A 12,788-nucleotide genomic window follows, 5' to 3' on the forward strand; every position below is an offset into this window, starting at 1 on the left:
TCGCGTCGTGTGGCGTGTTGCCACGCAGCAGGGCCATGCCCGCCTGCCGCTGGCGCCGGTTCAACTGCGCAAACTGCGCGATAAAGCTGATCCATTCGGCTGGCTGCATGGTCTGCTCCCTGTGTGGTAGGTATGCAGAGTCAGACAGCAGCGCCAAGGAAAGATTCCTGCATTTCCCCTATTTTACGAGGACAGAGCCAAAATAATCCCCAGCAAGTGGGGATTATTGGGTGACATCCTACCGCGGGGGATTATTTCTTCGTGAGGCTATCGGGCAAGGCATAGGCGATGATGTAGTCGCCCACGTCAGGCGAATGGCTCATGCCGCCCGCGGAAATGACCACGTACTGCTTGCCGCTGGCAGGCGACTTGTAGATCAGCGGCGCGGCCACGGCGCCCACCGGCAGGCGCGCCTTCCACACTTCCTTGCCGCTGGCCGAATCGAGCGCCCGCAGATAGTAATCCTGCGTGCCGGCAAAGAAGACCAGGCCGGACGCCGTCGAGGTGGGGCCGCCCAGCGTCGGCATGCCCAGCGGGATCGGCAAGTGCGTCTTGATGCCCAGCGGGCCCGTGTCCTTGACCGTGCCCAGCGGTACCTGCCACACCAGCTTCTGCGTGTTCAGGTCGATGGCGCTCATGCTGCCGAACGGCGGATTGTTGCATGGCACGCCCAGCGGCGACTGCATGATGTCGATCTTCACGCCGCCATAGATGCCGGCCACTTGCGGACGGATGGTGCCCATGAAACCCGGCACCTCATCGGTCGAGACCTTGAACTTCTTGGTATTTTCCTGCGTCACCAGCGACATGCGCAGCGGCATGCGCATGTCGTTGACGAACATCATGCCCGTGTTTTCATCGATGGACATGCCGCCCCAGTTCATGCCGCCCAACAAGCTCGGCCATTCGATATACGGCTTTTCGGTCGGCGGCGTAAACGGCCCCACGTAGACGGAATCCTTGAAGAGGATGCGGCAATACAGCTGGTCGAAGGTGGTCACGCCCCACATGGATTTTTCCGTCAGCGGATCGGCGCCGATGACGGGCATGCCGACCGAGTACGGCTGCGTGGGCGACAGATGCTCGCCGTGGGCGGCCGGCGCGGTCGGCACGGCGCGTTCCTCCACTTGGGTAAACGGCTTGCCGGTGCGGCGGTCCAGCACGAAGATATGCCCCGTCTTGGTGGTCTGGATCAGCACGGGCGTCTTCTCGCCCTGGGCATTCTTCATGTCGTACAGCACGGGCTGCGACGGCAGGTCATAGTCCCACACATCGTGGTGCACCATCTGATAGACCCACTTGGCCTTGCCAGTCGAGGCATCGACGGCGACGATGGCCGTGCCGAATTTTTCCTTGACGGCGTTGCGGTCGCCGCCCCAGTAATCGGGCGGGCCATTGCCGGTCGGCAGATACAGCAGGTTCAAGGCCTTGTCATAGGTCGGCACGGTCCACACGTTCGGCGTGTCCAGCGCGAACTGGTGGGCCGGCGCGGTGGCATCGGCACTCTCGGGAGCGCCCACATCCCAGGCCCAGACCAGCTTGCCCGTCAGCACGTCGAATGCGCGCACGGCACCGGAAGGCTCGCCGGCGATGATATCGCGCACCCAGCCGCCCACCACCGTCAGGTGGCCCATGACGACCGGCAGCGAGGTGGGATGATAGCGCTTGCTGTTTTCCGTCGGACCCATGCCTTTCTTCAGGTCGACGTAGCCCTGGTCGCCAAAGTCCTGGCACAGGGCGCCCGTGTGCGCATCGAGCGCGAACAGGCGGGCGTCGACGGACGACACCAGGATGCGCTGGCGGCATTGCGCCTGCGGCGCATACGATGCCTTGACGGCCGCGCCCAGGCTGCTGTCCTTGTCGATGTCGTGATAGCCCACGCCGCGGCACGTCACGTGTTCCGCGCTTTTCGCGTGCGGGTCGAATTTCCACAGCGGCTTGCCCGTGTCGCCGTCGAGCGCCGTCACCACATTTTCCGGCGTGCACGAATACAGCACGTTGCCAATTTGCAGCGGGGTGTTTTCATCGACGCCGGCGCCCGCACCGGTGGTGCGGCGGCCCGTCCGGTAGGTCCAGGCCACTTGCAGGTCCTTGACGTTGTCCGGCGTGATTTGCGTGTAGGGCGCAAAGCGCGTGCCCGAGGCATCGCGGCCAAAGAATTCCCAGTTCTCGGGCGCGCCATCGGACGCCTGGGTACCGGCAACCGCATCGGCCTTGGCGCCGGGATTGGCGATCACGCCGTGCGGGAAAAACGCGGCGGCCAGGGTGGCGAGCAAGGCCGCGAACAGGCCCAGTCCACCCCAGTTGGCGGCACGCTTCCGGCGCAGGGAACTGCCCGGCAAGGCCGCCCCTACCCACAGGCTGAACATCAGGATCACGGCCGGGACGACCACGCGCGGCAGCAGTTCCCAGTAGCTGAGCTGTCCGACCTCGTACAAGGCCCAGACGCAAGTGGCGAGGAAGATGAGGACGGACAGCGCCGTGCCGCTGCGTTTTTTCAGGAAGACGAGCACGGCCAAGAGCAGATAAGCGAGGCCGGCGATCAAGTAATAGCTCGATCCGCCCAGCCCCAGCAGCTTGCCGCCGCCATACACCAGCGCCAGCGCCACCAGCAGGACCACGAGGGAAAACAGTATCCTGCCTAGATTTGCCGCTGAAGAATTCCCTGGTTTTGAATGAAGATCATTCATCATTTTATGTTGTACTCCGTTAGTCTATACACAGCCATCCGAGCCATGTGCAGCAGGCTCAAGGTGACAAGAGAGATAACGGCAGTGCCAGCATGATCGACTGTTTTTGTGGGATCAGCGGATCGGCGCGGCGCGTGGGTCGGGCGCGTGGGTCCAGGAGAAGGAGCACAAAAAAACGGCTCGGGGTCGGGGAGTCGCTCATCATTTGATCAGCACCACCGTCATGCGCTCCACCGCGGCGCCCGCGGACCAGGCAATAAACGTCGCCCGGCACCGTGCGCTGCATGAAGCACGCCGTATGGCATCCAGCTCCCGCATTTCGACCGCTGCATGTTGCCAGCTGCGCCGGCAGAGGACGCGCCTTCCCTGCCTGGCGCCAGCGCCTTGGTCGATGTGCCGGGTCCGGCATATTCCATACGAATGAATACTATACTCCTGAACTATTCATTTGTATTTACGTAGTACTACGGGAAATGAAAGCAGGAGCATGACAGCGCTAAGGCGGCGCCACTCTCGCGCCGAGCGCAAGTTCGTCCCAGTCGTCATCCAGGCCGGCGAGCGCCAGGAACGAAGCCACGTCCGTGGCGCGGGCCCGGTCGGCAGGCTGTCCCGGATGCGGCCACAGGAAATCGCATTCCGTGCAGACGATCGCCTGCCACCCCGTCTTGCGGACCGTGGCGCGCAGCAGATCGCCGTATGCGCCGCACGTCGGACATTGCATGCCGGCGTCGTCCATGCGCACGGGCTACAGCTTGTGCTGCAGGAATTCGAGGAAGCAGCTGATGCGCTGCGCCAGTTGCGTATTGCGGTAGTACACGGCGTGGATCTGCTGGCGGTAGCCCGTATAGAACGGCTCGAGCACCTTCACCAGGCGGCCCGCGGCGATGTCGTCCTTCGTCATGAAGTCGGACAGGCAGACGATGCCCTGGTCGTGCAGGGCCAGCTGGCGCAGGGTTTCGCCGCTGGATGCGGCCAGCGCGGGCACGATCTGCAGGCTGTTGCCCGTCTCGTGGCGCAGCGGCCAGTTGTTGCCCAGCTCGTATTGCGCAAAGCCCAGCAGCGCATGGCCGGACAGCTCTTCCGGCGTGGCGGGAGTGCCGTGGCGCGCCAGGTAGGCGGGCGTGGCCAGCACGTGCAGCGGGCTGGCGCTCAAGGCGCGCGCATGCAGGGTCGAATCGACCAGCGCGCCGATGCGGATGGCGATGTCGGTGCGGTGCTCGAGCAGGTCGGCGATCTGGTCGTTGCTGGTGAGCTCCAGGCGGATCTCGGGATACATGGCGCGGAACTCGGCCACGTGCGGCACCACGCAATGCAGCATGAAGGGCGAGGCGGCATCGACGGACAGGCGCCCGGCCGGCTTCTGGCGGCGGATGCGGATCGATTCCTCCACGTCTTCCATCGAGGCGAGGATGGCGCGCGCCTTTTCCAGGAACAGCTGGCCCTCCTCCGTCAGCTCCATGCGCCGCGTGGTGCGCGTCAGCAGCGAGGTGGCCAGCTTGTCTTCCAGGCGGGACAGGGCGCGGCTGACGCCCGAAGTGGTTTGTCCCAGGTGCACGGCGGCCGCGCTCAGGGTGCCGCTGTCGATGACGGTGACGAAGATTTTCAGATCGTCCGAATTGATATCCATTGTTGCCTTATTCTTGTTGCCTTATTCTTGCTGCTTTATTCTTGCCCATGCTTCACATATCGCGCCATTATAGTGGAATCATGGCAACAGTGAGGGCGGCAGGCTACTTCAGGCAACGTAGAACAAAATGGCGACAAAATGGCAGCTACTGCCGGCCAGCACGAACAGATGCCAGATGCCGTGGCCGTGGCGCAGCTTGTGGTCGGTGGCATAAAAGACGATGCCGCCCGTGTAGCACAGGCCGCCCGCCACCAGCCATAAAAAACCGTTCCACTCGAGCGCCGCCAGCAGGGGCTTGATGCCGATGACGATGAGCCAGCCCATGGCCACGTAGATCACCAGCGACAGGATGCGCGCCCCCCGGGCGTACAGATATTCCTGCACGATGCCGATCAGGGCCAGGCCCCAGACGACGCCGAACAGCGACCAGCCCCACGGCCCGCGCAAGGTCACCAGCATGAAGGGAGTATAGGTTCCGGCGATGAGCAGATAGATGGCGCAGTGGTCGAGCCGCTGCAGCACGGCCTTGGCCTTGCCGCGCACGCTGTGGTACAGGGTGGATGTGAGATATAAGGTCAGCAGCATGGCCGCGTAGACGCTGCAGCTGACGATTTTCCATGGGTCGCCCGTGCGGGCCGCCACGACGATCAGGAGGACGCCGCCGATGGCCGCCAGGGCGGCGCCCACCGTATGGGAAATGCTGTTGAACCGTTCACCGTGATACATGCACCACCGCCCGCCGCGTTAAAGACAGGCTCATCGTACACGCTTGCGCGATTGGCGGTCGTGCGCCTGGCCAAGGCAGGTGCACGCCGAAGGCCGGGACAGGCCGGCGGGCCTGCCCACGGCGAAGGCGCGGGTGTCAATCAGGCCGCTTCGGCCTTCTTGCGCGCAGGACGGCGGGCCGGCGTCTTGCGTGGCGCCTTGGCCGGCTTGTCTTCGGCGACGGCAGCGATATCCTCCGGCACCGCTTCCACCATCACGGGCGCCGCTTCCACAACCGCCTCTGCCGCCTTCTTGGCCGGTTTTTTCGCCGCTGCCGCCTTGCGGGCCGGCGTGCGCGGCTTGGCTTTCGGCTTCGTCTCGGCGACCGTTTCCACTACCGCTTGCGCTACCGGCTCCAATACCGGCTCAAATACAGGCTCTGGCACGGCTTCCACCACCGGCGCTGCCTCGACAGCCTCGGCGCGCGCTTCGCGGGCGCCATCGCCATTCTTGCGGCCGCCACGGCCGTTGCGGCGCGAGCCGCGCTTGGCATTGCCCTCTTCCGCCACTGCGTCCACTGCGGCCTCGGCCACTTCATGCAGCACTTCCGGCTGGGGCACCGGCGCATACTCTTCGACGGCGACCGTTTCCGCGTCGGCCACGGGCACGAAGGCCTGCGGCGCTTCGTTGCGGCGATGCTCGTTCTGCTTGCGGCCGCCACGGCCATTGCGGCGCGACTCGCGGCGGCTGCCGCCTTCGCGGTTGCCCTCTTCCGCCGTCACGGGCGTCTCGCCGGCGGCGCCCGCCTCGCTGGCCACGTCGCTGTTCACGGCGGCCGGCACGGCCGCCAGGCCGCTGCTGCGGTAGACATAGGCGCCCGATTTCTCATCGCGGCCAAATTCCAGCAAGCCGCGCGTCTGCGCTTCTTCCAGCAGGTTGCCGAAGGTGCGGAAGCCGTAGTACGACTCGCTGAAGTCGGGCTTGCGGCGCTTGATCGCTTCCTTCAGCATCGAGGCCCAGATCTTGCCGCTGTCGCCGCGCTCGGAAACCAGCGCGTCGAACGTTTCGACGGCCATCTCGATCGCTTCCGTCTTGCGCGACTCGTATTTTTCCTTGCGGCGCACTTCCTCGTCGGGCGAACGCTTGGCGGCCGGCGTGTCGCGCGCGTCGCGCTTGGCGGCCGTGCGGCGGCTTTCGCGCACCAGGTCATCGTAGAAAATGAATTCATCGCAGTTGGCCACCAGCAGGTCAGACGTCGACTGCTTGACGCCCACGCCGATCACCTGCTTGGCGTTCTCGCGCAGCTTCGACACCAGCGGCGAAAAGTCGGAGTCGCCGCTGATGATGACGAAGGTGTTCACGTGGGCCTTGGTGTAGCAAAGGTCCAGCGCATCGACCACCAGGCGGATGTCGGCCGAATTCTTGCCGGACTGGCGCACATGGGGAATTTCGATCAGCTCGAAGTTCGCCTCGTGCATGGTGCCCTTGAAGCTTTTATAGCGGTCCCAGTCGCAATATGCCTTCTTGACAACGATGCTGCCCTTGAGCAACAAGCGTTCCAGGATAGGTTTGATATCGAATTTTTCGTAGTTTGCATCTCGCACGCCGAGCGCGACGTTCTCGAAGTCGCAAAACACGGCCATGCTGAGGTTTTCTGGGGATGACGCCATAAGGGTGAATTCTCGCTTGATGATAAGGGCGGGCGGGAAGCGCAAGGCCTCCCTTTTCGCCTAGTATATTCGCCCGCCGCCCGTTTCGGCGACAACTATCGTGCGCGGGGGCTTATTCCGCTCCGCCGGCCGCCGCCGCGCTGCCGCCGCCCAGAGGCCAGACCACGCTTTCGTCGACCGAATACAGGTGGCACGGCGCGCTGCTGCTTCGCTGGCACGAGGCCAGCGCGCGCACGTCGGGACTCTCGCCTTCTTCGGCCCAGGCCCACGCACCGCTGGCCGACAGGGCGAAGGCGCGCGGCGCCGTCTTGTCGAGGAAAGCGCGGTAGGCGGCCCGGCCCGGCGCCGCCAGGTAGGGCACGGCGGCGATATCATCGAGCAGCGCGAAATGCGTCTCGGGCGGCGCTGGCGGATCGACCACGCTGTAGACCTGGCGCACCGGCATGCCGATCTGCTGCAGGAAGCGCTCGGTGGGCGGCAGCCAGACGGCCACGCCATCGCGGCTGCCCAGGGTCAGGTGGGCGTCGCGCTTGAACGGCCCGTAGGCCATCAGTTCCGCCTGGCCGCCGGACCCGCTGAAGGAATTGAACAGGCGCCGCGCCAGCGCCGGCGCAAAATACGAGTCATTCGCGCCATACAGCCACAGGCTGGGGATGCGGTTGTAGGCGCCCAGGGTGGCGAAGGCCTTGGTCAGCGACGCTTGCCAGTCGCAGCCGGGCATATCGACGCGCAGGCCGCCCGAGAAATTGAGCACGCCGCGCACCCCGGGCAGCGCCCGCGTAGCCAGCGCCAGCGCCGCCAGGCCGCCATACGACTGCCCCGCCACCACGATGCGCTGCGGGTCGATCCAGCTCTGGCGGCGCGCATATGCCAGCGCGGCCAGCACGTCGCGCGCCTGGCCCTGCGCATTGCCCAGCATGTCGCAGCCGGCATCGCGGTAAACGCCCGTGGACTGGGCATAGCCGGCGCGCATGGGCAGCATCACCGCATAGCCGCGGCGCACGAATTCGGTGGCCATATAGATGAAGCGTTCGCGCGCCTGCAGCTTGGCCGGGCCCGCCTGCTTGCCATGATTCATCAGCAAGAGGGGGAACGGGCCGGGGCCGCCGGGACGAAACACGGTCGTTTCCAGCACCTCGCGCATGCCGTCGCCGGCCGGCACCATGATGATCTGCTCGTTCAAGCGCGCATCGAGCGGCAGTGTCACAGGAACAATCTGGGCTTGCAAGGGCACACAGCACAGGCCAAGCAGCAAGCTGGGGAGTAGGCGGCGGACAAGGGGGGAAATGGTCGGCTCCGTGGAAGATTTCCCAGCCAGTCTAGGCAGTGAAATGCCACAGGACAATATTAAAAAGTTACATGCCACAACTTTTTTTACGGCCAGCGCCAGCGCAGAAAAATGTTGCCCTGCACCAACCACATCGTGTCCGCGTGGGAGTAAACTAGGGGCCTTCTGAAGGAGCTGCCATGTCCATATCCGCCCTCACCACCGGTACCTCGGGGCTGACCGCCAACCAGCGCGCGCTGGACGTGTCCGCCAACAATATCGCCAATGCGAATACGCCGGGCTTCCAGCCGCAGCAGGCCCAATTCCAGGAAAGCAGCCCGGCCGGCACGGGCGTCACCCTCTCCGTCGAAGGGCGCAAGCTGGCCGCCAGCGAAAGCGTCAGCGGCGCCAATGCGAATGCGGCCAAGGCGGCCGAAAGCCGGCCGAACGGCGTGGGCCTGGCTTCCGAACTGACGGACAATCTCGTCTACAAGGCCGGTTTCAACCTGTCGGCGAATGTCGTCAAGGCGGCCGACCAGGCCTTGGGCAGCCTGATCGACGTCAAGACCTGAGCAGGGTAACTATCGGCAAGATAGTCTAGTTTTTCATTTCCTGCGCCAGCGGCGCCATGGCAGGCGTGATCAGCGCCAGCAGCCGTTCGGCGGGAATGCCATCGCGCGCCTGCACCGACAGGCCATGCAGCAGCGCCGCATAATAGTCGCCCAGCGCCTGCACGTCCGCCTGTTCCTTCAATTCCCCCGCCAGCTGCGCCGCGCGCAAGCGCTCGATGACGGCTTGCGTGCGCGCGCGGCGGTGCTGCGCCAGCCAGTCGGCGATGCCGGCGTTTTCCGCGCTGGTGTTGGTGGCCGCCGTGACCACCATGCAGCCTTGCGGCTGCCCGCTGCGCGTATATAGCAGCACGGCTTCCTCCAGCATGCGCGCCACGGCGTCGCGCACGTTCAGGCTGGCCGCCAGCGCATGCACGGCAAAGGCGCCCTCGCCCGTTTCATACAATTCCACGGCTTCGCGGAACAGCTGCTCTTTCGAGCCGAACGCCGCATAGATGCGCGCCGAGGCGATGCCCAGCGCCGCCACCAGGTCGGCCATCGACACGCCTTCGTAGCCGCGCGTCCAGAACGCGTCGCGCGCTTTTTCCAGCGCCAGCGCGCGGTCAAATTCCCTCGGTCTTCCTGCCATGTCTACCCTCTTTTCACAAACTGGCGGCCAGTATAACGCCTGGCACCCGCGGCGCGTTCCCCATTTATTTTGCATCACGGGCTTGACCGCGCAGAAAATTTCGCCTATTCTTTGTCGATCGACAAACAATAGGAGCCGATATGAAAACCATCCAAGGACCAAGCCTGCACCTGGCACAATTCGCCGCCGATACGGCGCCCTTCGACAGCCTGCCCGCCATCGCCGAATGGGCGGCCGGCATGGGCTTCAAGGCCTTGCAGATTCCCGCCTGGGATGCGCGCCTGTTCGACGTGGCGCAAGCGGCGCACAGCCAGCAATACTGCGACGACCTGGTCGCCATGCTGGCGGGCCATGGCCTCGTCATCAGCGAACTGACGACGCATATCCTCGGCCAGCTGGTGGCCGTGCACCCTGCCTACGACGCGCTGTGCGACAGCTTTGCGCCGGCCCACCTGCATGGCCAGCCGGAAGCGCGCACGGCCTGGGCCATCGAGCAGGTGAAACTGGCGGCCATGGCCTCGAAGCGCCTGGGCCTGACCGACATGGGCACGTTCTCCGGCTCGTTCGCCTGGCCTTACCTGTTCCCGTTCCCGCAGCGCCCGCCCGGCCTGATCGAGGCGGCATTCGACGAACTGGCGCGCCGCTGGCTGCCCATCCTCGACGTGTGCGAGGAACAGGGCGTCAACCTGTGCTACGAAATCCACCCGAGCGAAGACCTGCATGACGGCATCAGCTTCGAGATGTTCTACGAGCGCGTGGGCCGCCATCCGCGCTGCAAGATGCTGTTCGATCCCAGCCACTTCGTGCTGCAGCAGCTGAACTACCTGGAATTCATCGACATCTACAAGGACCATATCCGCATGTTCCATGTGAAGGATGCGGAGTTCAATCCGACGGGACGACAAGGCATCTACGGCGGCTACCAGTCGTGGGAAAACCGCGCCGGGCGTTTCCGCTCGCTGGGCGATGGCCAGGTCGACTTCAAGGCCATCTTCTCGAAGATGGCGCAGAACGACTACGCGGGCTGGGCCACGCTGGAATGGGAATGCTGCCTGAAGGACCAGGAGGTGGGCGCGCGCGAAGGCGTGGCTTTCATCAATGCCCACATCATTCCCGTCACCGACAAGATCTTCGACGACTTCGCCGGCGCCCCCGTCAGCGCGCAACAGATCAATACCCTGCTGGGCATCACGCACAACTAATCAAGCAAATTAACTGAATCAATACAAGGACTTGCCATGCATCAGAATGAAGACAACCACACCCACGACTACGTGCGCATCGACGGCCAGCGCCTGCATTGCGTCATCGCAGGCGAAGGCAAACCCGTGCTGCTGATCCCCGGCTGGCCGCAAACCTGGTATGCCTGGCGCCATGTGATGGCGGCCCTGGCGGCCCAGGGCTACCAGGCCATCGCCATCGATCCGCCCGGCAGCGGCCACTCGGAACGCCCGGCCGGAGGCTACGACACGGGCGCCGTTGCCGCCACCCTGCACCGCGCCATGCTGGCCCTGGGCCATGCGCAGTACGATGTCGTCGGCCACGACATCGGCATGTGGGTCGGCTATGCGCTGGCCAGCGACTTCCCGCAGGCCGTGACGAAACTGGCGCTGACGGAAGCGGTGATTCCCGGCCTGGCGCCCGCGCCGCCCATTTTTGTCGCGCCATCGGACAACATCTTCCTGTGGCACTTCATGTTCAACCAGGTGCTCGATTTGCCGGAAATGCTCACGGCCGGCAAGGAACGCGAATACATCCGCTTCATCCTGGACCGCTGGTCGTACCGCCGCGACAAGGTGGCCGTCGACGTGTATGCGGATGCCTACGCCACGCCGGGCGCCCTGCGCGCGGGCTTCGCCTACTACCGGGCGATTCCGGAAACCATCCGGCAAAACCTCGAGCGCGCCAAGCGCAGCCTGTCCATGCCCGTGCTGGCCATCGGCGCCGACCACGCCACCAACGACGCGCCGCTGCTGACCATGCAGGGCAAGGCCAGGAACCTGCAAGGCGCCATCGTGGCCGAATGCGGCCACTTCATCATGGAAGAACAGCCGGAAGCGTTCATCGCCCACCTGCTGCCCTTCCTTTCCGGAGAGCCCGCATGAGCCTCGACCCGCTGATCGCCGCATTCCTGGCGCAGGCCAAAGACGCGCCGCCGCCCGCTTCGCTGGCGGATCTGCGCGCCGCCACGGAAACAGGCCTGCGCCAGCTGCACGGGCCACTGGAAGATGTCGCGTCGGTGCGCGACTACATCGTGCCGGGCGAGCATGCGCTGACCGTGCGCGCCTACGTGCCGGCCGGCGCGCCGACGGGCAAGCCCTTGCCCGCCATCGTCTTCGCGCATGGCGGCGGCTGGTGCCTGTGTTCGCTGGACCTGTACGACAACCCGTGCCGCGCGCTGGCCAATGCCACCGGCTGCGTGATCTTTTCCGTCGACTACCGGCTGGCGCCCGAGCACAAGTTCCCCGTGCCGCTGGACGACTTTTACCGGGCCCTGTGCTGGGTCGCGGACAAGGCACCGGCGCTGGGCATCGATGCGACGCGCCTGGCCGTGGGCGGCGACAGCGCCGGCGGCAACCTGGCGGCGGCGGCGGCCCTGATGGCGCGCGACCAGGCCGGTCCTGCCCTGGCGCACCAGCTGCTGCTGTACCCGGCGCTCGATTTCGCCTTCGACACGGCGTCTTACCAGCGCTATGCGGAAGGCCATTCGCTGACCCGGGAAGCCATGCGTTTTTGCTGGTCCGCGTATTTGAACGACCCGGCCGACGGCGCGAACGCCTACGCGGCGCCGCTGCGGGCCGGCTCGCTCAAGGATCTGCCGCCGGCCACGGTGCTGGTATGCGAATACGACCCGCTGCATGACGAGGGCGTGGCCTATGCGCAGCGCCTGTGCGACGATGGCGTGGCGGCGCAATGCGTGCGGCTCGACGGCATGATCCATGCGTCCATCCACATGCTGGGCCTGACGCCGGCAGCACGCGGCCTGTTCGACGTGGCCGGCCCGGCCATGCGCACGGCGCTGGCGGCATAACAAAAAAAACGCGCCGGGGATGGCTCCGCGGCGCGTTTTTTCCCATCAGCTGCGCATCACTCCACCAGCTTGCGCACCTCGATGCCATTCAGCCACTTCACATGGCGCGGGCCCGTGCGGATATCCTGCGCCGAGATCAGGGCGATCTCGCCATCGTTGTCGTCGAGGGCCTTGCCATTTTTTTCATAGTAGACGATCACGCCCTCTCCGGCCGGCGCGTTATACAGCTCGCCCCAGGAAAACACCACCGCGTAGCCATCGGTGGCGGTGGCGATGATGGCGATCTTCTTGACGTCGTTGTGGCCGGGCGCGTCGAGCACCGCCTTGTCGAGGATGTCGCGCAGGCGCACGCCACGATAGCTGGAGATGGTCTCGGCCTTGTCTCCATTGTGGCGCGTGACGGCGATTTCTCCGCCATTGGCGGGCGGCAGCTTGCGCAAGTCCGCCAGCGTCAGGTTCAAGGGCGTTTCCACCATGCCCGTCACCTTGAGCGCGTGGCTCATGTTGTCGCGCGCCGGCGGGGGGGCGGCAGACCACGCCGGTGCCGCGGCCAGCAGCGAAGCAGCCGTGCAGGCTGCGAATAGTTTCTTGATCATGCAGT

The 12,788-nt window shown here is 65.1% G+C and carries 12 protein-coding genes and 1 pseudogene; 4 read left to right on the forward strand and 9 right to left on the reverse strand.

Annotated elements, in window-relative coordinates; translation table 11 throughout:
- The 7 genes and pseudogenes from ACZ92H_RS18045 to ACZ92H_RS18075 all read right to left on the reverse strand — a co-directional run.
- A pseudogene (locus tag ACZ92H_RS18045) lies at window positions 1-109 on the reverse strand (IS1595 family transposase); the annotation flags it as partial.
- A gap of 142 nt (window positions 110-251) precedes the next feature.
- Window positions 252-2,621 carry a membrane-bound PQQ-dependent dehydrogenase, glucose/quinate/shikimate family gene (locus ACZ92H_RS18050; protein ID WP_465050485.1) on the reverse strand — a complete coding sequence of 790 codons (2,370 nt, stop codon included), beginning with the start codon at window positions 2,619-2,621 and terminating at the stop codon, window positions 252-254.
- Window positions 2,622-3,186: 565 nt separating this feature from the next.
- Entirely contained in the window at window positions 3,187-3,426 is a 240-nt protein-coding gene (locus ACZ92H_RS18055) for a hypothetical protein (RefSeq protein ID WP_465050486.1), read from the reverse strand.
- 9 nt (window positions 3,427-3,435) lie between these two features.
- Complete coding sequence (locus tag ACZ92H_RS18060; protein WP_131377066.1) at window positions 3,436-4,317, reverse strand: LysR substrate-binding domain-containing protein; 882 nt, start codon at window positions 4,315-4,317, stop codon at window positions 3,436-3,438.
- Between the two features lie 108 nt (window positions 4,318-4,425).
- Window positions 4,426-5,043, reverse strand: a complete 618-nt coding sequence (gene trhA / locus ACZ92H_RS18065) for a PAQR family membrane homeostasis protein TrhA (protein ID WP_131377069.1) — start codon at window positions 5,041-5,043, stop codon at window positions 4,426-4,428.
- Window positions 5,044-5,183: 140 nt separating this feature from the next.
- The gene (locus tag ACZ92H_RS18070) at window positions 5,184-6,692 is read right to left on the reverse strand and encodes an NYN domain-containing protein (protein WP_465050487.1); all 1,509 of its coding nucleotides are present in this window, start codon (window positions 6,690-6,692) and stop codon (window positions 5,184-5,186) included.
- Window positions 6,693-6,804: 112 nt separating this feature from the next.
- Window positions 6,805-7,899 (reverse strand): alpha/beta hydrolase family protein, encoded by a 1,095-nt coding sequence (locus ACZ92H_RS18075; RefSeq protein ID WP_465050488.1) that lies wholly within the window; start codon window positions 7,897-7,899, stop codon window positions 6,805-6,807.
- 260 nt (window positions 7,900-8,159) lie between these two features.
- On the opposite strand from ACZ92H_RS18075, the gene ACZ92H_RS18080 reads away from it, so the two are divergent.
- A complete protein-coding gene (locus tag ACZ92H_RS18080) occupies window positions 8,160-8,531 on the forward strand; it encodes a flagellar basal body protein (protein WP_465050489.1) in 372 nt (123 codons plus the stop codon).
- A gap of 25 nt (window positions 8,532-8,556) precedes the next feature.
- Here ACZ92H_RS18080 and ACZ92H_RS18085 read toward each other — a convergent pair whose 3' ends face one another.
- Complete coding sequence (locus ACZ92H_RS18085) at window positions 8,557-9,156, reverse strand: TetR/AcrR family transcriptional regulator (protein WP_465050490.1); 600 nt, start codon at window positions 9,154-9,156, stop codon at window positions 8,557-8,559.
- A gap of 140 nt (window positions 9,157-9,296) precedes the next feature.
- Between ACZ92H_RS18085 and ACZ92H_RS18090 the strand changes: the two genes are divergently transcribed.
- From ACZ92H_RS18090 to ACZ92H_RS18100, 3 genes are read left to right on the forward strand one after another with little or no spacing between them, the layout of a single operon-like run.
- Entirely contained in the window at window positions 9,297-10,358 is a 1,062-nt protein-coding gene (locus tag ACZ92H_RS18090; RefSeq protein ID WP_465050491.1) for a sugar phosphate isomerase/epimerase family protein, read from the forward strand.
- A 36-nt stretch (window positions 10,359-10,394) separates the two neighbouring features.
- Window positions 10,395-11,261 (forward strand): alpha/beta fold hydrolase, encoded by an 867-nt coding sequence (locus ACZ92H_RS18095; RefSeq protein WP_465050493.1) that lies wholly within the window; start codon window positions 10,395-10,397, stop codon window positions 11,259-11,261.
- Window positions 11,258-12,187 (forward strand): alpha/beta hydrolase, encoded by a 930-nt coding sequence (locus tag ACZ92H_RS18100; protein WP_465050494.1) that lies wholly within the window; start codon window positions 11,258-11,260, stop codon window positions 12,185-12,187. The genes ACZ92H_RS18095 and ACZ92H_RS18100 overlap by 4 nt, the downstream gene beginning before the upstream one ends.
- Before the next feature lie 56 nt (window positions 12,188-12,243).
- Here ACZ92H_RS18100 and ACZ92H_RS18105 read toward each other — a convergent pair whose 3' ends face one another.
- Window positions 12,244-12,783 carry a molybdopterin-dependent oxidoreductase gene (locus tag ACZ92H_RS18105; protein ID WP_465050495.1) on the reverse strand — a complete coding sequence of 180 codons (540 nt, stop codon included), beginning with the start codon at window positions 12,781-12,783 and terminating at the stop codon, window positions 12,244-12,246.
- Window positions 12,784-12,788: the final 5 nt, after the last annotated feature.

It is taken from the genome of Janthinobacterium foliorum (genome assembly GCF_978021625.1).

Coding starts and splice junctions, on each gene's coding strand:
- ACZ92H_RS18055 (WP_465050486.1), bottom strand. CDS start 3,426: ATGGACGACGCCGGCATGCAATGTCCGACGTGCGGCGCATACGGCGAT.
- ACZ92H_RS18060 (WP_131377066.1), bottom strand. CDS start 4,317: ATGGATATCAATTCGGACGATCTGAAAATCTTCGTCACCGTCATCGAC.
- ACZ92H_RS18100 (WP_465050494.1), top strand. CDS start 11,258: ATGAGCCTCGACCCGCTGATCGCCGCATTCCTGGCGCAGGCCAAAGAC.
- trhA (WP_131377069.1), bottom strand. CDS start 5,043: ATGTATCACGGTGAACGGTTCAACAGCATTTCCCATACGGTGGGCGCC.
- ACZ92H_RS18085 (WP_465050490.1), bottom strand. CDS start 9,156: ATGGCAGGAAGACCGAGGGAATTTGACCGCGCGCTGGCGCTGGAAAAA.
- ACZ92H_RS18070 (WP_465050487.1), bottom strand. CDS start 6,692: ATGGCGTCATCCCCAGAAAACCTCAGCATGGCCGTGTTTTGCGACTTC.
- ACZ92H_RS18080 (WP_465050489.1), top strand. CDS start 8,160: ATGTCCATATCCGCCCTCACCACCGGTACCTCGGGGCTGACCGCCAAC.
- ACZ92H_RS18090 (WP_465050491.1), top strand. CDS start 9,297: ATGAAAACCATCCAAGGACCAAGCCTGCACCTGGCACAATTCGCCGCC.
- ACZ92H_RS18095 (WP_465050493.1), top strand. CDS start 10,395: ATGCATCAGAATGAAGACAACCACACCCACGACTACGTGCGCATCGAC.
- ACZ92H_RS18105 (WP_465050495.1), bottom strand. CDS start 12,783: ATGATCAAGAAACTATTCGCAGCCTGCACGGCTGCTTCGCTGCTGGCC.